Below are 21,488 nucleotides of genomic sequence, written 5' to 3' on the forward strand. Positions count from 1 at the left end.
CTTTGCGCGATTGTTGACGGCGCGGAGCTTAAACTTCAGACAAGAGGCAAACTCCCGCGATGCTAGTTCTGCGTGGTGCTCCCGCACTGTCGAAATTCCGTCACCAGAAACTCCTAAATCAACTGCGCGCGATGCAGCCGGCAATTGACGATATCTACGCCGAGTATGTTCACTTCGCCGATACTCCGGCACTGAACAAGAAAGAACTGGCTCTGCTCGAGCGGCTGCTACAGTACGGTCCCACCGAGGAAATGCACCAGCCGGAGGGCGAACTGCTGCTAGTGGTGCCCCGTCCGGGCACGATTTCCCCCTGGTCTTCCAAGGCCACCGACATCGCCCACAACGCCGGTCTCACCCAGATCCACCGCTTGGAGCGGGGGCTGGCCTACTATGTAACCGGAACCGAATTAACCGGTGCTGAACGGGAAGCGCTGGCCGCTGTACTGCACGATCGTATGGTGGAAAGCGTATTCACCGATTTCGATCAGGCGGAGCAGCTGTTTCGCGAGGAGAAGCCGCGGCCGCTCACCAGTGTCGATCTGCTCGGCGGTGGGCGCCAGGCGCTGGAGGAGGCCAATGCAGCATTGGGTCTGGCCCTGGCAGAAGATGAGATCGACTATCTGCTGAAGAGTTTCCAGGAGCTGCAGCGCAACCCCACGGACGTGGAGTTGATGATGTTTGCCCAGGCGAACTCTGAACACTGCCGCCACAAAATCTTCAATGCCTCCTGGACCATCGACGGCGAGGAAATGCCGCATACGCTGTTCGGCATGATCAAGAACACCTACGAACAGGGTGGCGACAATGTCCTGTCCGCCTATGCGGACAACGCCGCAGTTGTGGTGGGGCACGAGGCCGGCCGCTTTTATCCGGACCCGGAAACCAAAGCCTATGGTTTCAGCGTCGAACCCATCCACATGCTGATGAAGGTGGAAACCCACAACCACCCCACGGCAATTGCGCCTTTCCCTGGCGCCGGTACCGGCGCCGGTGGCGAGATCCGCGACGAGGGTGCCGTGGGCCGAGGCTCCAAGCCCAAGGTGGGGCTGACCGGCTTCACTGTTTCCAACCTGCAAATCCCCGATTACCTGCAGCCCTGGGAAGTGGATTACGGCAAGCCCGAGCGCATTGTCAGCGCGCTGGATATTATGATTGAAGGCCCCATCGGCGGTGCCGCCTTCAATAACGAGTTTGGCCGCCCCAATATCTGCGGCTATTTCCGTACCTTCGAAGAAGAATTTGGCGGCGAGCGCCGGGGCTACCACAAGCCGATTATGATCGCCGGCGGTTACGGCAATATCCGCGAAGAGCACATCGAAAAACAGCCCTTTAAACCCGGTGCCAAGTTGGTGGTGCTCGGCGGCCCGGCAATGCTGATCGGCCTTGGGGGTGGCGCCGCTTCCAGTATGGCCAGTGGCAGTAGCTCCGAAGACTTGGATTTTGCCTCGGTGCAGCGCCAGAACCCGGAGATCGAGCGCCGCTGCCAGGAGGTCATCGACCAGTGCTGGCAACTGGGGGATGAGAACCCCATCGCTTTCATCCATGACGTGGGCGCGGGAGGTTTGTCCAACGCCTTCCCGGAGCTGGTCAAAGACGGCGGTACCGGCGGCAAATTTGAGCTGCGGAAGGTACCCAGTGACGAGCCGGGTATGAGCCCGCTGGAGATCTGGTGCAACGAATCTCAGGAACGCTATGTGCTGGCAGTGATGCCGGGCGATCTGCCGCGTTTTCAGCAGATATGTGAGCGCGAGCGTGCGCCCTTTGCGGTAGTGGGCGAGGCCATCGAAGAGAAACGCCTGTTACTGAATGACAAGGAGTTCGATGCCAAGCCGGTGGATCTTCCCATGTCTGTGCTTTTCGGAAAGCCGCCGCGTATGCACCGGGTGGCAGAGAAGCGTGTTGTCGAAACCAAGGAGTTTGAGACCGCGGGCATAGATCTTAACGAAGCTGCGGAACGGGTACTGCGTCTGCCTACGGTAGCCAGTAAGAACTTCCTGATTACCATTGGCGACAGGAGCGTTACTGGCCAAGTGGCCCGGGATCAGATGGTCGGCCCCTGGCAGGTTCCGGTGGCGGACTGCGCCGTGACTACTGTCTCCTACGACAGCTATGCCGGTGAGGCCATGGCCATGGGTGAGCGCACTCCGGTGGCCCTGTTGGATGCCCCGGCCTCGGGCCGCCTGGCGGTGGGCGAGGCCATTACCAATATGGCTTGTACACCGATTGCGCAGCTGTCTGACATTAAGTTGAGCGCCAACTGGATGTGTGCCGCCGGCCACCCGGGCGAGGAGGAAAAGCTCTACCGCACCGTAGAGGCCATCGGCATGGAATTGTGTCCGGCGCTCGGTATCACCATTCCGGTGGGTAAGGACTCCATGTCCATGCGCACCGCCTGGAATGACGGCGGCGAGGACAAGGCGGTCACCGCGCCTTTATCGTTGATTATCTCCGCTTTCAGCCCGGTTACCGACGTGCGCAAAACCGTCACCCCCCAGCTGCGCACCGACAAGGGTGAGACAAAACTGCTGCTGGTGGACCTGGGTGCGGGCAAAAACCGCCTGGGCGGCTCCTGCCTGGCGCAGGTATACAACCAGCTCGGTGGCGCCCCCGCGGATCTGGATGATCCCAAGCGCCTGAAGGGCTTCTTTGAATTGATGCAGGAAGCGCTGGCTGAGGAGCGGATCATCGCTTACCACGACCGCTCCGACGGAGGGCTCTTCGCCACTTTGGCAGAGATGACCTTCGCCGGCCGCGTGGGTGTCGACGTGGAAATCTACGAGCTGGGCGAAGACCCCATTGCCGCCTTGTTTAACGAGGAACTGGGCGCTGTTTTGCAGGTGCCGGCCTGCGACGCGGACATGCTGGTACAGCGCTTTGCCGCTGTCGGCGTGCCGGCACACCAGATCGGCGAATTGAACAACAACGAACACCTGTGCATCACCCGCGAAGGGGCACGGATTTTCAAACGCAGTCGCGCGGAACTGCAGCAGATCTGGTCCGAGACCAGCTACCGTATCCAGGCGTTGCGCGACAATGCCGATTGCGCTGCACAGGAGTTCGCCGCCATTGCCAAGGAAGACCCTGGCCTGTCGGTACATCTCACCTTCGATATCAACGAGGACATCAGCGCGCCTTATATCAACAAAGGTGTGCGGCCGAAGGTGGCGATATTGCGCGAGCAGGGCGTCAACAGCCAGGTGGAAATGGCGCACGCCTTCCATCGCGCCGGCTTTACCGCCGTGGATGTGCATATGAGCGATATCCTTGCCGGCCGGGTAACCCTGGATGACTTCAAGGGGCTGGTGGGCTGTGGTGGCTTCTCATACGGGGACGTGCTCGGCGCCGGAGAGGGTTGGGCCAAGACCATCCTGTTCAATCCCCGCGCGCGGGAGCAGTTCGAGGGCTTTTTCAACCGCAAGGACACCTTTGGCCTCGGGGTTTGCAATGGCTGCCAGATGTTCTCGGTGATCAAGGAGCTGATCCCGGGCGCCGGTCACTGGCCGCGCTTTGTGCGCAACCTTTCCGAGCAGTACGAGGCGCGCTTCTCGCTGGTCGGCATCGAGGAATCGCCGTCGGTGCTGTTTGCGGGCATGGCCGGTTCCGTGATGCCGGTGGCGGTGGCCCATGGGGAAGGCCGCGTCGAATTTGCGAACCGCGAGGCGCTGGAAGCCTGTGAAAAATCGGGCACCATCGCCATGCGTTATCTAAACAACCACCGCGAGATTACCGAGACCTATCCCGCTAACCCGAACGGTTCGGTAAACGGCATTACCTCACTGTGTTCTGAGGATGGCCGCGTCACCATTATGATGCCGCACCCGGAGCGGGTTGCTCGCACGGTTAGCAACAGCTGGCACCCGGATGATTGGCAAGAGGACTCCGGCTGGATGCGTCTGTTCCGCAACGCGCGGGTGTTTGTGGACTAAAGGGCAGATAGCGGCATCAATTGCGGCCATGTGTCGCAATTGATGCCGATCGCCCGGGACAGCTTCACAAACCCCATCCCAAATCCGTGATGTCCCTCCTTAGCTGCTACACTTAAAAAGTTATCGAAAAATAACTTTTTAACGATGGCTCAGGCTTCGGAATTTCTTGCTGAACACTATAACCTCTGCTTCTCTGCTGTACGGCAAGCGGTTTCACTGCTCCATCGATCCGTTTCAAGCATTATTCCCGTCGCAGGCCTCCCGAAAACCCAGTCCGCCTGTTTGTGCACCGGGCGAAATACGGAAAAAAATACCCCAAGGTCCCGACCTGTATTCGGGAATCTCATAATGGATACCTCTTCGATTTATCGGCTTTCCCGGCAGCGATGATTTTGTGGCGTAAACCGGAGCCGGTATGCAATTCCGAATTCAGCAAGGATGATTGAGGAGATTGTTATGGCATACAACAAAGAGTTGGCGGAAAAAGTCCGCAATCTGTTGAGGAACACTGACGGTCTGACAGAAAAGCAAATGTTCGGCGGTCTCGCCTTTATGCTGAATGGCAACATGGCCTGTGGTGTCGTCGGTGAGGAGCTGATGGTGCGAGTAGGTCCAGAAAATTACCAGGATGCACTGGCCGAGCGCTACACAAGGCCAATGGATTATACCGGCAGGCCGCTGAAAGGGATGGTCTATGTGGAGGAAGATGCGGTGGCCGCTGACCTGGATGCCTGGGTGAGCCGGGGGGCGGAATTCGCCGGTTCCCTGCCGCCGAAATAGGGCGGGGTTTCACAGCTTCCGTTTCATCGCTTCCGCTTCTTATTTTTATTTGAGCGTGAGGCGGCTTTGCTGCCGGACGCAAATTCCGCGCAGTTTTTGTAGAGCTGCTGATTTTTGCTTTGTGCCCTTTAATCTGCGGGGCTTGAAGCTGTATCTGCCTGACGTAAAGTTTCGCGGGGCAGGCCGATAGCTATGGAGATCAGCGCTGCTATCCCCAGCAACCAGCAGTAATAAATGTTGCCGATCAAGGCCAGTGGGGAGACCTTCGCCAGTGAGGAAGCCAGCAGTACCTGTGCGCCGTAGGGCAGCAGTCCCTGTACTGCACAGGAGAAAATATCCAACAGGCTGGCGCTGCGGCGAGGATCAACACCGTAGCGTTGTGCGATATCCTTGGCCAGGCTTCCGGTGAGCAGAATCGCCACAGTGTTATTGGCCGTACACACATTGGTGGCCGCTACTGCGGTGCTGATGCCCAGCTCGCCAATGCGGGTCGCACTTGCGCCTCTGCGCCGCGAATGATTGAGCTTGTCGATCGCAGTGGCCAGCCACGCCAGACCGCCGCCCGCCTGCATCATTGCCCCCAAGCCGCCGATCAGCAGGGAAAGAATCAATATCTCTTGCATACCGGTGTAGCCGGCGTAGACATCCCTGGATAGGGCCGCCAGACCATAGTCCGGTTGCAGGGTCAGACCAATGGCCCCGGCCAGTAACAGACCGGTGAAAAGCGTCAGTAATACATTGACGCCCGATACCGCAAGGCACAGCACCACTAAATAAGGCAGAACCCGCAGCGGCTCAAAGTCCCCCGGAGCCTCCACTACTGCCGAGCTACCCAGGAAATAGAGTCCACTCACGGTCACTAACGCCGCCGGCAGGGCGATGCGGAAGTTCATGCGAAACTTGTCCCGCATTTCCACACCCTGGGTGCGGGTGGCGGCAATGGTGGTGTCGGAGATAATCGACAGGTTATCGCCGAACATGGCGCCGCCGACGATAGTGCCGACAGTCAATAGCAGTGGCAGGTCGGTCGCATTGGCCATGCCCACGGCAATTGGCGTAATGGCGGCGACGGTGCCCATGGAAGTGCCCATGGCGGTGGCGATAAAAGCGGTGATCACGAAGAGCCCCGGCAGAACCAGGGTGGGGGGAATTGCGCTGAGGCCGAGATTGACGGCGGCGTCCACACCACCGGCGGCCTTGGCGACGCTGGCAAAGGCCCCGGCCAGCAGGTAAATCAGCAGCATGGTGACAATGGTGTGATCGCCAGCGCCGCGGATAAATGTTTCGATGCGGTGGTTCAGAGAGCCGCGAGCGAGCAGTACGGCCAGCGCGATTGCCGGCAGTATCGCGACCGGAGCGGAGATTTGATAGAAGGCCATCTCCACCCCTTGGGACTGATACCAGAGGCCGCTCCCTACAAACAGGCCGAGGAAAAGAAAAAGGGGCAGGAGTGCCAGGGGAGAGGCTTTGGTCATACAGCTGTTGATTGGGTACCACAGAAGAAATGATGCGGAAAAGCTGCGGATTATACGGAGCGGCCAGAGATCGACCAATAACTATTCGGTTGGGAGAGTCCCAATTCGGTTATATAAAAGCCGGCTAGGCTCGGTGATCTTCGGAGCCTTTTACGGTTGCGAAGGTGCTCAGTTCTCTCAGATCATGCAAGGTCCACTTCTGTTACCGGTGAAGGAGGCTCCGCGGTACTGTTGTATTTCACGCAACGCACCGCCCCCTTTTTTCTTGTGTTTAGTTAATGAGAAGCATTATTATTTGTCGGGAGTTTTAACCGCGGCGGGAGCGTAGCGCCGGCGATACTGGCCCGGAGCCAATGAAAACATTCGATTGAGAGCAGTAGAAGTGGGATTTTCTGTAGGGACAGTACGCCAGTGGCATTGGGTGAGTTCCGCCATATGTCTGGCGGCTATGTTGCTGTTCGCCATCACCGGTATCACTCTGAATCACGCTGCAGAGATTTCCGCTGAGCCGCGGGTAGTCAGCCGCGAAATCACTGTGCCCGCTCCACTGTTGGCGCATTGGCTTCCCGAAACAGAGCGGCAGTTGCCAGCCAATTTAGTGCAATGGCTCGCTGAAGAACATCAGATCCAAGTGCCCCGCCGGCACAGCGGTGAGTGGGATAGCGGGGAATTTTATCTCGCCATGCCGCGGCCCGGCGGCGATGCCTGGCTGTCCCTGGACACCGATAGCGGCGAGTTGATCTATGAGGACACCGACCGCGGTTGGATCGCCTATCTGAACGACCTGCACAAAGGCCGCGACAGCGGCCCTGTGTGGAAGTGGTTTCTGGATATCTTTGCGGCCGCCTGTGTTGTTTTCTGTCTGACCGGTTTTTGGCTGCTTTGGCAGCAGTCTCCGCGCCGACCGTCTACCTGGCCACTCACTGCCCTGGGCATCGTCATCCCTTTGGTGATTGCCCTGGTTTTTATTCACTGACTGAGCTGAAAAAAGGAAGTACCGAAAGAAATTATGCACATAAAGCCTTTGCAAAGACTCCGCTCCCTGGCGTTGGTGGCGGGTATGTCGGTCACCGGTTGGGCCCAGGCGGAGAGCCTGCAGGTAAGTATTGAGATTCCGCGTCTCAAAGTAGCGGAATACCACAAGCCCTACGTGGCCGTTTGGCTGGAGGACGAATCCCGTCGGGCCACACAGCTGGCAGTCTGGTACGACGTTCACATGCCCAATGACGAGGGCAAAAAATGGCTCAAGGATTTGCGCCAGTGGTGGCGCCGGGGCGGCCGCAGCCTCGATATGCCGGTGGATGGGATTACTTCCGCCACCTACGGCCCCGGCGAGCACCAACTGGAGTTGGCGTTGGATCGGGAGCAACTGGCGGCATTGAAGCCGGGCAGTTACCGCCTGCGAGTGGAGGCTGCGCGGGAGGTGGGCGGCCGTGAGCTGGTGGAGATCCCTTTGACTTGGCCACTGGATAAATCTGCACTGCCGCTCACTGGCAGTGGCAATACTGAACTGGGCGCAATACGCGTGGCCCTGCTCCCCTGATTGTCAATCTACGCACAAGAGGAACACGGAATGAAGAGAAATGTATTGGGCCGGGCGTTGCTGGCCGCAGTTATCAGTGCGGGTGTGGCCATGCAGGCGCAGGCGCACCGGATGTGGATACTGCCGAGTGCTACTGTACTTTCCGGCGAAAGTCCCTATGTGACTTTCGATGCCGCTGTATCGAATACCATATTTTTCCCGGATCACGTCGCCCTGCCCATGGAGCAGGTAGCGGTGACCGCGCCCAGCGGAGAACAGGTTCCGTTGCAAAATCTCGCCAAGGGGCACTATCGCAGTACCTTTGATCTGCAGCTGAAAGAAGAGGGCACTTACAAGGTAAGTCGTGCGTCGGCAGGTCTGCGCGCTTTCTGGAAAGATGCTGCAGGCAAGCGTCAAATGTGGCCCGGTCGGGGCAAGAGCGCGGACGATGCCGAGTTCGCAACCGCCGTGCCGAAGGATGCTAAGGATTTGCGCGTTATCTACGATTACCGCCGCACTGAGACGTTTGTGACGGCAGGCAATCCCACCTCAGAGGTACTCGCGCCTACAGGCGTGGGCTTGGAACTGGTCCCGGTTACTCACCCGAACGATCTCTATGCCGGTGAAATCGCCGAATTTAAACTGCTGATTGACGGGGAGCCGGCCAAAAATGCGGAAGTGGTATTGATTCCGGGGGGCACCCGTTACCGGGACAGTCAGAATGAAATTACCGCCAAGGCGGGCAGTGACGGCCTGTTCAGTGTCACTTGGCCGGCGGCGGGGCGCTATTTCATGGAAGCCGAGTATGAGGATGACAAGGCCAAAGCGCCGGCCACCAAGCGACACGGTGTGTACTCCGCCACCTTCGAGGTACTGCCGCTGTAAGACCTCGGAACCGATAAAGTGACGGAATACCAAAGAAGTATCCTGGCCGGCGCTGTCATTATTGCCTGGACCAGCTGGTGTCTCTGGCTCTACTGGCGGCAGCGGCGCGTACGCGCGGCGGCCGCCGGTGGCGCCGCGCTGGTGGCCTATGCCAGCCAGAGCGGCACTGCGGAAGCGCTCGCACGGCAGAAAATCGACGATTTAAAAGCCGAGGGTTACAGTGGTGATGAGATACGGCTGCTGCCGTTGAATCAGCTTACAAATGAGGCGCTGTTGTCGACGCGGCGGGCGCTGTTTGTGGTCAGCACTTTTGGCGACGGCGAGCCGCCGGACAACGGGCGCGCCTTTGCCCGCCGTTATCTCAACGGCGCCCGTTTGCCTCTGGATTTGTCTCATCTCTCCTATTCGGTAATTGCCCTCGGCGACAGTGCCTATACGAAATTCTGTGCCTTTGGCCAAGCGGTTTATAGGGGCCTGGCCGCCATGGGTGCCAAGCCCTTGCAGCCACTGGTGCGCATAGACAGCGGCAAGCCGAACACCACAAGCCCGGGGGCCGGCACAGCGGATGCCGTCAATTATTGGCAGTTGGCCGACCGGCAACTGCTGAACCCCGGCAGTCCCGGCGATCCCCTGTACCGGATTGAACTGCGGGCCTGTGGGCCGTCTCCCGCCTGGCGGGCGGGCGATGTTCTCACCATCCGGCCGCGGTTGGCGCGGCGGGTGGTGGAACAGTGGCTCGCGCGGCAGGGTGTGGATGGCGCCAATTGGATTACCGTGGCGGGGCATAGCCGTACGCTGGCGGCCTGGTTGAGTGAGCGGCAACTACCGGACCGCATTTGCCAGCCAGGCCAATTGCTGGGCGGTGAATTTGTTGATTGGCCCCTGTTGCCCGAGCGCGAATATTCCGTGGCCTCCCGCCCCGAGGAGGGCCGTTTGATATTGTTGGTGCGCCAGCGGCGGGGTGGACTGGGCTCCGGCTGGCTCACCCGTTATTGTCCGGTTGGTGGTTTCCTGGCCGGCTGTATCCGAGTCAACGCCCATTGCCACACGTTGGATCACCGCCGCCCGATTTTGCTTATCGGAGCCGGCAGCGGTCTGGCGGGACTGCGCGCACAGCTCGCGGAGCGGGCCCGGTGCCCCAGCCCCGGACGGAGTTGGCTGATTTACGGCGAGCGCAGTCCCGAGGTGGACCGGCACCTGGCCAGTGAGATAGATGGCTGGTTGGAAGCTGGAACACTGAGCCGCTGCGACCGAGTTTTTTCTCGCGCTGGAAATGGTCCGCGCTATGTGCAGCATTTTCTGACGGCCAACGGAGAGCAGGTGGCTTCCTTTCTGTCGCAGGGGGCGGATGTCTACGTCTGTGGCAGCAGTGCGGGAATGGGCGAGGCGGTGCACAGAGCCCTGGCAGATCTGCTCGGTACGCAAGCGGTGAATCGGCTGCTCGATGAAGGCCGCTACCGGCGGGATTTGTATTGATTTTCACGGAGCGATTGGGGAAGCCGTGAGGAGCGCGCGGGCGCTTCCTTGTGGCATCATCGGAGCCGCCTCTTTACCCCGGCGGATTGGAAATGCCCTCCATTACCTGAGCCTCTTCTCTGAGTGATGCTCTGAGATTTTCGAGATTCCTAAAAGCATCGGACCCGGATTGTGTCAACCCCTATATCCAACAGGGGGCTGCAGCTGAGCCTGAGTACAAACTGTAACCGCTTTCTGCCAGAATCCGGTCACTAATCCGGCAAATTCTCAGCAGTTGCGAACAGTTATTTTCCCCGGGGCATCCAGGTATAGCATGTCGAAAATCATTGAGCTGAAATCCGTCCCTTCCACACTGTCTTACTATCTGCGCGCACTTACCGTCAGTAAATCGGGGCAGCTTCCGGTCGCGGAGAGTGAGCTGGGCCGGGCGGTGCTCAAGGGGCGGCGCGTCAATGTAAGTTCCTTGAACGCCTACCGCGAAGCCTGTGCTTTCTCCGCCAGGGGGAGCTTGCCTGCCACTTATCCGTTTGTGCTGGCCGCGCCTTTGCACATGGAACTCCTAGTGTCCGATGCCTTTCCTTTCCGCGTGTTGGGATTGGTGCACTTGCGCAACGAGATTATTCAGCACCGAACCATCGACGTAGATGAAACGCTCGATATAGACTGCACTCTGCGCGGGCCGCGGCCGGTGCCGAAGGGAATGGAATTCGATCTGTATACCCGTGTTCTCTCCGGGCAGGAGCTGCTATGGGAGTGTGTCACCACCATGCTGCGGCGCGGTGGGGGCAGTAGGCCCGCAAGCCGTGCGCACAACAAACGCAAAACTGTCGATTTTACACCGGACTCTGTATCCCGCTGGGATGTCCCTGCCGGCACCGGCCGCCGCTATGCCCGGGTTTCCGGAGACAGTAACCCCATTCATTTGTCGGCGCTGACTGCCCGCCTGTTCGGTTTCCGCCGTGCAATTGTCCACGGTATGTGGACCAAGGCGCGTTGTCTGGCGGAACTGGATTCCCTGCTGCCCGGTGACGCCTTTAAGGTCAGTGTCTCTTTCAAGTTGCCGGTATTTCTACCCTCCAGCGTGCAGTTTCAGCAGCGTGCCGTGGATGGCTCTATTGAATTTGCCGTAAAAGACAGCGCGGGCAAAAAACCGCATTTGACGGGGGTGATTGAATCGCTTTAGCCGCTGCGGTAGACATCACGGCAATGGGTGTTCCCTTGCCCCGTTGGATGGCAGGGTAGCCGCGTCAATCGCCATATTTTTAGGAGGAGAGAAAAATGTGCGACGAAGATAGCAACCGGGAGGCGGAAGCCTATTACCGGCGACATGGCATGACACGCAGGGCTTTCGGCAAGACGGGGCTGGGGGCGGCCCTGGCGATGATGCTGCCCTGGTCCGCACGGGCACAGGAAGTGAAGGAATCCAAAGTGGTGGTGGAAACACCTGACGGCGAAGCGGACGCCTATTTTGTCCATCCGGCGAAGGGCCGCCACCCCGCAGTGATTATGTGGCCGGATATCTTCGGAATGCGCCCGGCCTTCCGGCAAATGGGAAGGCGGCTCGCCGAGTCCGGCTATGCGGTACTGGTGGTTAATCCTTACTACAGATCCACCCATGCCCAGCTGATTCCCGATGAGGCTCGGGTGATCGATCCCGATTTGCGCAAGGCTGTCTGGCCCAGGGCGAAGGCGCTGGCTGCCACTCTGTCACCGGCCACCTGTGTTACTGACGGCCGTGCTTTCGTCAGATTTCTCGATCGCCAGCCCTCGGTGGATACGGGGAAAAGGATCGGCGTTGTCGGTTACTGCATGACCGGTTCATATACCTTCCGGTTGGCGGCGGATATGCCCAAGCGCATTGGCGCCGGAGCCTCTTTCCATGGAGGAGGCTTGGTGACCGATGGGGAAGACAGCCCCCACCGGTTGGTGCCGGAGATGAAAGCGGGCTTTCTTATTGCGATCGCACAGAATGACGACGAGCGCGACCCCGGCGCCAAAACCGCATTGCGCACGGCATTTGACAGCGCCGAACTGCCCGCCGAGATTGAAGTGTACGAGGGCACGCTGCACGGCTGGTGTCCGCCGGATTCCGCGGTGTACAACCGGGAACAGGCGGAGCGGGCCTGGGGGCGTTTGCAGGCATTGCTCGCACGCAATTTGTCCTGATGGCATTTATCGGTGAAGCGGGGCGGGAATTGGTCCGCTCTGTCTTCCCTTTCGCCCCGGAAAAAGCGTTGTTTCCTCCTGTTTCCATGTTTTCCAACGCTGTGTGCACCCCATCTCCTGAGGCTCCGTAAATCCGCCACGGCGCTGCGTGGCTGCATGGCAATCGCAAATGCGAAGCAGTAAGCTAATGTGTTTTCAACAAAACGGCAGTAATTGTTGATGGGAGGCACCTTGAGACCAGCGAATGCGGGGCGTATCCGCTGTTACCGGAGCGCAGGTATCGGTTTGTTTTTTCTGGCGCTGCACCTGCTTGCTGGCTGTGAGGCGGGAAGCGAGGCCGCTCCACCGGTGCAGTTGTCATCTGCGCAGCCGGTGGTAACCGAAGCGGTGGCCTGGCAGCCGCGCAGAGTGCGAATCGAGGCGGTGGGTACATCGCGGGCGGCCAGGAGTGTGACACTCTATCCTCAGGTGAGTGGCGAGGTCGTCGAGGTTTTATTCAAAGCTGGCGACAGAGTGAAGGCCGGCCAGACTATCCTGCGGCTCGATGACCGCGACCAGCGCTTGGCTGTGGCGCAGGCCCGCGTGGCACTGGAGGACGCCGAGCGGCTCTACAGCCGCTATGAGCGTACACGGGGGTCGGGCACGGTGACAGAGAGTGCGCTGGACGATGCGCGCAGCGCTGTCGAGCGCGCCCGGCTCAGCTTGCGGCGGGCCGAAGTGGCATTGGATTACCGCTCCATCGAGGCCCCTTTTGAGGGTTATCTCGGAATCACTGACCTCGATCCCGGCGCACAGGTGTCGCCCAGCACACCGATTACCACTATCGACGATCGCCTTACACTGCTGGTTACCTTCCAGGTGCCGGAATTGTTTCTCGGCCAGATCGGACCGGGGCAGTCAATTGATGTGGCCACTTGGGCCAATGGCAGCGCGGAACATACTGGTAAGGTCACCGATATCGACAGTCGCGTCGATCCCGGGACCCGCACCTTTGCCGTGCGGGCACTTGTGGACAACCGCGAGGATCAACTGCGGCCGGGTATGAGTTTCCGGGTGACGCTGAATCTGGTGTCCGGGCGCTATCCGGCGGTGCCGGAGGTGGCGCTGCAATGGGGCAACGATGGCGCCTTTGTCTGGGTGGTTGAAGAGGGGCGGGCAAAACGCGTTTCGGCCACGGTGGTGCAGAGGTTGCAGGGAATCATTCTGGTGGATGCGAACCTTCCCGAGGGTACACCGGTAGTGACAGAAGGCACTCAGCGCATGCGCGAAGGGCTGTCTGTCGTTGATATCGCGGAGGTGTAACGCCGTGCGCGACGACTGCAAGTCGAGTCCAAGTCCGACTCCCGATATTCACCGCAGCGATCTGGCGTCACTGGCTATTCGGCGGCCGGTGTTGGCGCTGGTGCTGAACCTGTTGATCGCCATTGCCGGCATCGCCGCTTTCTCGGCGGTGGAGGTACGCGAACTGCCCGACGTGGATGTGCCGATTGTGTCGGTACGCGGCCAGATGCCAGGCGCCTCTCCGGAGACTATGGACTCGGAAGTGACCAGCATCGTCGAAGGTGCGGTGGCTCGGGTTTCCGGTATCAAGCATATCGAATCATCCAGTGAGGAAAATAACTTCCGTATTCATATCGAGTTCAACTCGAATATCGATCTCGATACTGCCGCCTCTGATGTACGTGAAGCGGTGAGCCAAGTACAGCGGGAACTGCCGGAAGATGTGGAGCAACTGGTAGTGGTGAAAGCTGCCGACCAGCCGGAACCGGTCATTTACTTGGCGGTTACCAGCGATCAGCTGCGTGATGAAGCGCTCACCTACATCATTGAAAAAGACATTATTCCGGAGCTGGTCTCGGTCCCCGGCGTTGCCGATGTGCCTATTTTCGGCCAGCGCCAGCGGGTGCTGCGGGTGGTGTTGGACCCGTTGCGCCTGACGAGCTTCGGTCTGTCTGTCAGCGACGTAGCCGCTGTGCTCGAGCGGGCGCCGCTGGATGTCCCTTCCGGCAGTTTCCAGTCGGAAGATCAACAGTTGTTGGTGCGTGCCGATGCGTCGACAGTCACCGAAGAGCAGGTGCGCAATATTATTATCCGCGGTGATGTGCGGATCGGCGATATCGCTTATGTGTCCTTTGGCCCGGAGGATGTCCAGTCCCTGGTATACCTGAATAACCGGCCGGTGATCGGCCTGGCCGTGGTGCGCCAGGCCCAGAGTAATACCATCGAGATCAGCGACGGCGTGCGTCGGGCCGTGGACAAGCTCAACAGGCGTTTTGACAATCTCCATATCACCGTCACCGAGGATCGCGCTGTCTTTATCCGCGGCTCCGTAAAGGAGGTGGTCACCAGCCTCTGCTACACGGTGTTGATAGTGATTGCCGCCATCTGGTTGTTTTTCGGCAATATCCGCACCACGCTGGTGCCAAGCACGGCAATACCTATCGCTCTGATAGGCACACTGGCGGGAATTTGGTTGATGGGCTTTTCCATCAATATCCTCACCCTGCTGGCGATTGTCTTGGCCACCGGCCTGGTGGTGGATGATGCCATTGTGGTATTGGAAAATATCCAGCGTCTGCGCACGCAAGGAATGGGGGCCCGTGCCGCTGCGGTATTGGGCACCCGCCAAGTGGTTTTCGCGGTCCTGGCCACTACCGCAGTACTGATCAGCGTATTTATCCCCATTGCACTGTTGCCCAGTACCGCCGGGCGCATGTTTCGTGAATTTGGCCTAGTACTGGCCACGGCGGTGGCGCTGTCTTCGGTAGTGGCGCTGACACTGGTGCCAATGCTCACTGCGAGAATTACTCAAGGCGGGCAGGCTGCGCGGGAAGGCCGCTATTACGGCAAACTGGTCCGCGCCGGCGGGCGTATTGGCGCTGCTTACGAGCGCAGCCTGGCAACCTGCCTGCGCCACGGTTGGTTAAGCTTTTCCGTGGCACTGCTAGTGGCTGTGGGGGCGGGTTTTCTGTACCAACTACTGGGCAAAGAGCTCTTGCCGCCGGAGGACCGCGGGGTTATCCGAGTGAATGCCACCGGCCCGGACGGAGTCGGCCAGAACTATATCGGCCGTCAGGCAGCGCATATCGAAAGTGCGGTGCAGCCGCTGGTGGCGCGCGGTGATGTCAGCGATATCCTCACCGAAGTTGGTCGCTACGATCCCAACCGGGCCAGGGTTACGCTGCTGCTGGCCCCCTGGGAGGAGCGCACTGTCTCCCAGCAGGCACTGATGCAGGAGATTCTCGGGCCGCTGCAGGCAATCCCCGGTGCACGTATCCATGTCAACAGTCCCAACAGCCTGTCGTTGCGCGGTGCCGGTGGCGATGTCGAGGTGGCGTTAGTGGGCAATGACTATCCGCGCATCTACGAGGCCGCGCGGCAGATGGCGCGCGCCATAGAGGACCGCCTGCCGCACCTGGGCCAGCCGGATATCAGCTACAGACCCACTCAGCCACAGCTTTCCATCGAGATAGACCGCCGCCGCGCCGCGGACCTGGGTGTGCCGCTGGACAATATCGCCACGACACTGCGCGCAGTGGTCGACGGCCTGGATGTCACCGATCTGAATGTGGGCGACGAAGCGGTACCGGTAATGCTGGAGGCGGCCGACACCACGATTTCCTCTCCGGAAGATCTGGTCAATCTTTATGTAAAAAATGACAGCGGCAAGTTATTGCCGTTGTCGAGCATGGTTACCTTGCACGAGGAGAGTGTCGCTGCAGAGCTGGACCGCCACGGTCAGCGCCGCGCCATCGAAATCAGCGCGGGGCTCGAGCCCGGTTATCCTCTGGCCAGTGCAGTTGAGGAACTGCGTGCGCTGGCCAGTGAAGTTTTACCGGAAGATATCGGCATTCTTTTTCTGGGCGAAGCGGATACATTGGAGGAAAGTTCCCGGGAAGTGGCCATGACCTACGCCATTGCGGCGCTGGTAGTCTTTCTGGTGCTGTGTGCCCAGTTCGAGGGGATCAGTAGTGCGGTGATTGTGATGGTCACGGTGCCATTTGGCCTGGCGGCTGCAATCTATGCGCTTTTCCTGACCAGTACCACGGTCAATATTTTCTCCCAGATCGGCCTGGTGATGCTGATTGGCCTGATGGCCAAAAACGGCATTTTGCTGGTGGAGTTCGCCGACCAGCTGCGGGACCGCGGCCACAGTGTCTACGAGGCGGTGATCGAGGCGGCCCGGGTGCGGCTGCGGCCTATCGCCATGACCATGCTCTCCACGGTACTCGGGGGCCTGCCCCTGATCCTAAGCAGTGGCCCCGGGGCTGAAGCTCGCGGGGCTATCGGTTGGGTTATGTTCGGAGGCTTGGGGTTGGCTGCGCTGTTCACCCTCTATCTCACACCGGTGGTTTATCTAGGGTTGGGCCGTTTCCATAAGCCGCGTTCAGTAGAGCGCGGCAAGCTGGAGGAAGAGTTGCAGGCGGCTGCGGAACAGTCAATGAGAGGTGGCCAAGGGGGGCACCTGTGATAATGGGGGGCGGCGCGGCTGTTCAGGGGCGCAAACGAAGCTGGGCTTCAGAGGCTAAACGGCGAAGCCCAACAGTAACACGGCGCCGATTAGAATCACCCCCTGTACTATGGCAATCAGTATCGCCTTCAGGAAGCTGGTGCCCAATACCAGCATATAGGCGATCGCGGCCAGGGGAATGGTGATCAACATGCCGTATTCCGCCGTCACCCCGGGAATTATGCCACCGACAAAGCGCTGGATAATCACTGCCAGCAACAGTGCGAACAGACAGTGGAATACGCCGGTATTGCGTGCCCCCATCATTGCCGCGGCCATTTTTAGCGGCAGTACCAGTACGACCAACAAAATGATCAACAGGATAAGAAATTCCATTTTCGGGCTCCGTGTCTGTTAAAAGTGTAACTATAGTCTTCAGCTGTGTGTATGCAGCGTTTGATTAAACGGTATATAGACGGCTGCCAGTCTCGCTGCAAAACCTCGCTATATCCGCGTAGTGGTTCGGCCAAGCCCCTTGGCAGCATAACGCACGGGATGTTCCTTTACTTTGTTGCTTAGGTGCGCGGTTGGATTTTGCTTTGGCAGAATGACTAGGCTTGAGCAAATGATATATTTTTTGTAATGTCCATCGATAGACATAACCGTTGTCATACGGTTGAACTATATGAATAGCTGCTGGTGTTTCTCTTGTATCAGCGGGTCATCTTTTATTGATGATGGGGAGTTAACTTTTGACAGGAATAGATGGAAATGGCCTTGAGTCTGAGGCTATTCGCCTTAAAGAGGCGAAAATATCCGAGTTTTTTCTACGCGATTCTGAGCGGGCATCCCGTTTTACTTTTCAGGCGGCAGGCCTCATCTTAGATCTTTCTAAGAATATGGTTGATGACTCTGTGATGGGTAAATTAATCGCCCTCGCAAAGTGCCGTAATATGTCACAACGGATAGAGGCACTGTTGTCTGGTGAACGAGTCAACAGTACCGAGCGGCGCGCAGCGGCGCACACGGCATTGCGCCTGGACCAACCTGCTGAATATGCCGCCCTAGCACGGACGATACAGGACCGCATATCAACTTATGTTGCGTGTATACATAGTGGTGCGGTTCGCGGCTTTTCGGGCAAGCCGTTTACACGGGTGATCAACATCGGTATCGGAGGATCAGACCTCGGCCCGAAAATGGTCTGTAGTGCATTGGATCACTGTGAGCATAAGCTTGAAACACGTTTTGTTTCCAACGTGGATGGCAGTGATATCGCCTCAGCGCTAGCGGATAGCGACCCAGAATCTACCCTGTTTGTTTTGGCATCTAAAACCTTTACGACCCAGGAAACCTTACGCAATGCGCAGACGGCGCGGTTATGGTTACAGGCTGCGGCAGATGGAGCTGATATCGCCAGCCATTTTGTTGCTGTAACCGCTGTTCCTGAGAGAGCAGAGGCATTTGGGGTCGCCGCAGATCAAATATTTCCGATGTGGGACTGGGTAGGGGGACGCTATTCCCTATGGTCGGCAATTGGGATCTCCATTGCGCTAGCTTTTGGGGGTGAGGTGTTTGCGGCACTGCGCAATGGCGCCGCGGAGATGGATCGGCATTTTGCGCAAGCTCCGCTTTCGGAAAACCTTCCCGTGCTTATGGGGCTGCTCGGCTGTTGGTACAGGAATTACCTGAAAGCGCAGACGCAGGCAATTATTCCATACGCGCATAATCTGCGACTATTGCCGGCTTACCTTCAACAATTGGAAATGGAGAGCAATGGGAAGAGCGTTACTAGGGATGGTGAGGCAGTGCCATATACCACGGCTCCGGTAATCTGGGGAGAATCTGGAACCAATGGGCAGCATTCTTTCCACCAGTTATTGCATCAGGGAACGGATCTTATCCCCGTGGATTTTATTCTTCCATTGAAAAATCCTGTGGCGCCTGACGGCCATCAGCCATTGTTGGTGGCGAATTGTCTTGCGCAGAGCCGCGCACTGATGATGGGTAAAAGCCTGGAACAGGCAAGGATCGAGTTCCTTAAGGATGGCTGCTCGGCGTCGGAAGCGCAATCTCTGGCTCCTGCGCGGGCAATGCCGGGAAATCGACCGAGCACACTATTGATGATGGAGGCGCTAACACCAGAGACATTAGGGGCGCTGATCGCTCTGTACGAGCACAAAGTTTACGTGCAGAGCGTTATTTGGGATATCAATGCTTTTGATCAATGGGGGGTAGAGCTGGGTAAGCAGCTTTGTGGTGATGTATTGCAAGCCATGTCTGGATTAGCGGAGATAAAGTTTGATGGATCGACTGATAACGCCATAGCCCGTTTTCGTTCTATGCATCCTAAATGTAAATGTTGATCACATCGAGTTTTTAATTCGGACTTAAAAATTTGTTCCACCACAAAGTGGGATAATCATAGGCCCCTAAAGCAACTCCCCCTGGTTTTTTCCGGAGGGAGTTTTCAGGGCGATCAGGCGCAGTCTGGACTGACTGTGGTTCTAAATTCTGCCTTGGTGTCGTTGCGTAGGGCCACTGCGGAGATGGCCAGAAAGATGGCAGCCACAGTTCCCAGAATAAAGTACGCGTTGGTGAAGCCGATTCGGTCATACATGATACCGGCAATCACAGAAAGGCCGCTGGCGGCTACCTGAGTGCTGAATTGAAATCCTACCAGGTAGAGTGTGGCGGACAGGCGTGAATCAAAGTTCCTCGCAATATATTTAAATATGGCTACAAGCATGATCGGTAATTCCGCTGCGTGCAGAAGTTTGATAATGGAAATTGAGATTGGATCCGAGGCGATGCCCGAGCCCAAAATACGTATGACCATAATGACCCCGGCCAGTAGCAATCCATTCTTGGCGCCAATACGATTGACGATAAGCGGTGCCAAAAACATGCCGCCGGCTTCCAGCAATACCTGTAGCGAATTCAGGTAGCCAAACATGGAAGTACCTTCGTCAACGTTGGAAAACAGTGAGGCAAAGTACACTGGAAACTGCTGGTCGTAGACAGAATAAACACAGGTTACGCCCATCACATAAGTAGCGAAGGCCCAAAAGGTGGGTAGCCTCAATAGGGAAAAAGCGTCATGGATCTGTACTTTCCGCTGGCTTTCCAGCTTCTCTTCGACGCTTTTCGGTGCCTGTACCAGTAGCACAGCGATACAAAAAATCACGGCGGAGGCACTGGCCATCCAGAAGTTGATGTCTGGATTTATGTTAATCAGGGAGCCGGCAAAGAAGGTGGCACTGGCCCAGCCCAGCGAGCCCCACATGCGCGCTTTGCCAAATTCAAATCCGGTAAGGCGGCTGCAACGATCGATGTAGGTTTCCAGAGCACCTACGCCGGAGGAGAATGCCAGTGCAAAATAAAAGGCGCCAAGAGTCACGCCCAGATAAAACTGTGATTTTAGTAGGGGAGCATAAATAAATATAAAGAAAGGTCCGGATGCGAGCAGAAAAAAACCGACGGTATACAGCAGGTTTTTTCTCAGTTGCAGTCTGTCCTGAAGGTAGCCGTAGAGTGGCATTACCGCTAGAGCGGCAATGGCGTTGATGCTGAAAATTACTCCAGTCTGTTCTCCGCTAAGACCCACGATGCGATTGAGCCAGATGGGAAATAGAGAAAAAGCAAAAGACCAAGTGAGGAAGAACGCAAACAGAGCGCCACTTAGAAGCCAATAGTTACGGGTTGAGGTTTTTATCATCGCTCGACTCTCACTTGTTATCGCTTTTATTGAAACCCGGTGGACCCCCTTACGATGAGATCGCCACCGATCTTGATTGTGTGGTTATTTTTGCGCTTGTTGCGCTTTCCTTTTTCTTTCTCTGCAGGGCCGTCTATGGCCAGTTTCGCCGCCAACTCACCCATTTGGAAATAGGGCAGTGATACTGTGGTCAGCTTGGGTACCAGATTTTCTGCAATCATTCGGTAGTTGTCGTAACCCACAATCGACAGCTCATCCGGAATCCGAAAGCCCAGCTGAATGGCGTGCATGTATACCCGCATGGCCATTTTGTCGTTACCACAGAGTATCGCCGTTGGTGCTTTTGGCCCTTTCAGCAATTCTTTCAGCAGCGCTTCTAGTCCGGCAAACTCATCCTGTGAATCATCAAATACGCCTTCGGTAATGAGATTTGGGTCGACTTCTATGCCGTGTTTTTCCAGTGCCCGCAGGTGTCCTCGGACACGCAGTGAGGTAGCCGGCATATGTTCGAACAGAGTCAAGAATGCGATTCGCTTATGCCCCTGAGCCAGTAAGTGCTCGGTGGCATCGAAGCCGCCCTGCTCATCGTCTGGGATGATGCAGGGGTATCGACTGTCGGTATCGAAGCAGTTCAGCAGAATCAGCGGACAGCGCTCAAACGACTGCTTAATCTCCACCTTGCGGTGATACATGGTGGCGAAAATGATTGCCTGGGCTCGCTGTCGGCGAAAATCCTCGACCAGTTTCTGAAAGCTTTCTTGGCTACCTCCGGTCTCTCCGATTAACAACAATTTACCGCGCTTTTCACACACGCTCTGAATGCCGGCAACAATTTCAAATGCATCCGGCGTGGTTGTCAGATGGTCAGTGATCAGGCTCACTAGACCGGTTTCCTTTCCCCGCAAGGACTGAGCCGCGGCTGAGGGGTAGTACTCGAGGCGGTCCATGGCTTCCTGGACTTTTGCTCGGGTACGTTCACTGACGCCCTCGAAACCATTCAGAATTCTGGATACGGTTTTAACGGATACACCGGCCAGTTCTGCTACGTCTTTGATCGAGCTCATGGGTATTGAATGTCTACTGGTTGAAT

General features: G+C 57.6%; 15 protein-coding genes. 11 read left to right on the forward strand and 4 right to left on the reverse strand.

The features are described 5' to 3' along the window. Positions 1-59: 59 nt before the first annotated feature. Together purL and BM155_RS01470 are read left to right on the forward strand one after the other, a co-directional pair. Positions 60-3,926 carry a phosphoribosylformylglycinamidine synthase gene (gene purL / locus BM155_RS01465; RefSeq protein WP_074900700.1) on the forward strand — a complete coding sequence of 1,289 codons (3,867 nt, stop codon included), beginning with the start codon at positions 60-62 and terminating at the stop codon, positions 3,924-3,926. 456 nt (positions 3,927-4,382) lie between these two features. Continuing rightward, positions 4,383-4,706 carry a TfoX/Sxy family protein gene (locus BM155_RS01470; RefSeq protein WP_067157515.1) on the forward strand — a complete coding sequence of 108 codons (324 nt, stop codon included), beginning with the start codon at positions 4,383-4,385 and terminating at the stop codon, positions 4,704-4,706. A gap of 128 nt (positions 4,707-4,834) precedes the next feature. On the opposite strand, the gene BM155_RS01475 is transcribed toward BM155_RS01470, so the two are convergent. Next, a complete protein-coding gene (locus BM155_RS01475; protein WP_067152350.1) occupies positions 4,835-6,181 on the reverse strand; it encodes a Na+/H+ antiporter NhaC family protein in 1,347 nt (448 codons plus the stop codon). 382 nt (positions 6,182-6,563) lie between these two features. Between BM155_RS01475 and BM155_RS01480 the strand changes: the two genes are divergently transcribed. From BM155_RS01480 to BM155_RS01515, 8 genes are all read left to right on the forward strand, one after another. Then, positions 6,564-7,157: a PepSY-associated TM helix domain-containing protein gene (locus BM155_RS01480; protein ID WP_067152352.1), complete on the forward strand. Its 594-nt coding sequence runs from the start codon at positions 6,564-6,566 to the stop codon at positions 7,155-7,157. Positions 7,158-7,190: 33 nt separating this feature from the next. After that, a complete protein-coding gene (locus BM155_RS01485) occupies positions 7,191-7,724 on the forward strand; it encodes a DUF2271 domain-containing protein (protein ID WP_067152354.1) in 534 nt (177 codons plus the stop codon). 30 nt (positions 7,725-7,754) lie between these two features. Next, complete coding sequence (locus tag BM155_RS01490) at positions 7,755-8,588, forward strand: DUF4198 domain-containing protein (RefSeq protein WP_074900704.1); 834 nt, start codon at positions 7,755-7,757, stop codon at positions 8,586-8,588. Positions 8,589-8,606: 18 nt separating this feature from the next. Beyond that, the gene (locus BM155_RS01495; protein ID WP_074900707.1) at positions 8,607-10,064 is read left to right on the forward strand and encodes a flavodoxin domain-containing protein; all 1,458 of its coding nucleotides are present in this window, start codon (positions 8,607-8,609) and stop codon (positions 10,062-10,064) included. 313 nt (positions 10,065-10,377) lie between these two features. Next, positions 10,378-11,247, forward strand: coding sequence for a MaoC family dehydratase (locus BM155_RS01500; RefSeq protein ID WP_067152360.1), 870 nt, complete (start codon positions 10,378-10,380; stop codon positions 11,245-11,247). A 95-nt stretch (positions 11,248-11,342) separates the two neighbouring features. Further along, positions 11,343-12,230: a dienelactone hydrolase family protein gene (locus BM155_RS01505; RefSeq protein WP_074900710.1), complete on the forward strand. Its 888-nt coding sequence runs from the start codon at positions 11,343-11,345 to the stop codon at positions 12,228-12,230. A gap of 231 nt (positions 12,231-12,461) precedes the next feature. After that, positions 12,462-13,532 carry an efflux RND transporter periplasmic adaptor subunit gene (locus tag BM155_RS01510; protein WP_175487732.1) on the forward strand — a complete coding sequence of 357 codons (1,071 nt, stop codon included), beginning with the start codon at positions 12,462-12,464 and terminating at the stop codon, positions 13,530-13,532. A 4-nt stretch (positions 13,533-13,536) separates the two neighbouring features. Continuing rightward, positions 13,537-16,701 (forward strand): efflux RND transporter permease subunit, encoded by a 3,165-nt coding sequence (locus BM155_RS01515; protein ID WP_197463064.1) that lies wholly within the window; start codon positions 13,537-13,539, stop codon positions 16,699-16,701. Positions 16,702-16,755: 54 nt separating this feature from the next. On the opposite strand, the gene BM155_RS01520 is transcribed toward BM155_RS01515, so the two are convergent. Further along, positions 16,756-17,076 carry a hypothetical protein gene (locus BM155_RS01520; protein WP_074900712.1) on the reverse strand — a complete coding sequence of 107 codons (321 nt, stop codon included), beginning with the start codon at positions 17,074-17,076 and terminating at the stop codon, positions 16,756-16,758. Between the two features lie 356 nt (positions 17,077-17,432). Here BM155_RS01520 and pgi point away from each other — a divergent pair, with 356 nt between their 5' ends. Continuing rightward, on the forward strand, positions 17,433-19,046 hold the full coding sequence (gene pgi / locus BM155_RS01525; protein ID WP_067152368.1) for a glucose-6-phosphate isomerase: 1,614 nt from the start codon (positions 17,433-17,435) through the stop codon (positions 19,044-19,046). A 113-nt stretch (positions 19,047-19,159) separates the two neighbouring features. Here the strand turns inward: pgi and BM155_RS01530 are convergent, their stop codons facing one another. Both BM155_RS01530 and BM155_RS01535 read right to left on the reverse strand, forming a co-directional pair. Beyond that, positions 19,160-20,398: an MFS transporter gene (locus BM155_RS01530; RefSeq protein WP_067152370.1), complete on the reverse strand. Its 1,239-nt coding sequence runs from the start codon at positions 20,396-20,398 to the stop codon at positions 19,160-19,162. A 26-nt stretch (positions 20,399-20,424) separates the two neighbouring features. Continuing rightward, positions 20,425-21,462: a LacI family DNA-binding transcriptional regulator gene (locus BM155_RS01535; RefSeq protein ID WP_074900715.1), complete on the reverse strand. Its 1,038-nt coding sequence runs from the start codon at positions 21,460-21,462 to the stop codon at positions 20,425-20,427. Positions 21,463-21,488 lie beyond the last annotated feature (26 nt).

The organism is Microbulbifer thermotolerans (assembly GCF_900112305.1).
GTDB classification, from domain to species: Bacteria; Pseudomonadota; Gammaproteobacteria; order Pseudomonadales; family Cellvibrionaceae; genus Microbulbifer; species Microbulbifer thermotolerans.

Excerpts from the sequence above, each read along its gene's own strand:
- purL (WP_074900700.1), top strand. The coding sequence starts at position 60 with ATGCTAGTTCTGCGTGGTGCTCCCGCACTGTCGAAATTCCGTCACCAG.
- BM155_RS01470 (WP_067157515.1), top strand. The coding sequence starts at position 4,383 with ATGGCATACAACAAAGAGTTGGCGGAAAAAGTCCGCAATCTGTTGAGG.
- BM155_RS01475 (WP_067152350.1), bottom strand. The coding sequence starts at position 6,181 with ATGACCAAAGCCTCTCCCCTGGCACTCCTGCCCCTTTTTCTTTTCCTC.
- BM155_RS01485 (WP_067152354.1), top strand. The coding sequence starts at position 7,191 with ATGCACATAAAGCCTTTGCAAAGACTCCGCTCCCTGGCGTTGGTGGCG.
- BM155_RS01490 (WP_074900704.1), top strand. The coding sequence starts at position 7,755 with ATGAAGAGAAATGTATTGGGCCGGGCGTTGCTGGCCGCAGTTATCAGT.
- BM155_RS01500 (WP_067152360.1), top strand. The coding sequence starts at position 10,378 with ATGTCGAAAATCATTGAGCTGAAATCCGTCCCTTCCACACTGTCTTAC.
- BM155_RS01505 (WP_074900710.1), top strand. The coding sequence starts at position 11,343 with ATGTGCGACGAAGATAGCAACCGGGAGGCGGAAGCCTATTACCGGCGA.
- BM155_RS01520 (WP_074900712.1), bottom strand. The coding sequence starts at position 17,076 with ATGGAATTTCTTATCCTGTTGATCATTTTGTTGGTCGTACTGGTACTG.
- BM155_RS01530 (WP_067152370.1), bottom strand. The coding sequence starts at position 20,398 with ATGATAAAAACCTCAACCCGTAACTATTGGCTTCTAAGTGGCGCTCTG.
- BM155_RS01535 (WP_074900715.1), bottom strand. The coding sequence starts at position 21,462 with ATGAGCTCGATCAAAGACGTAGCAGAACTGGCCGGTGTATCCGTTAAA.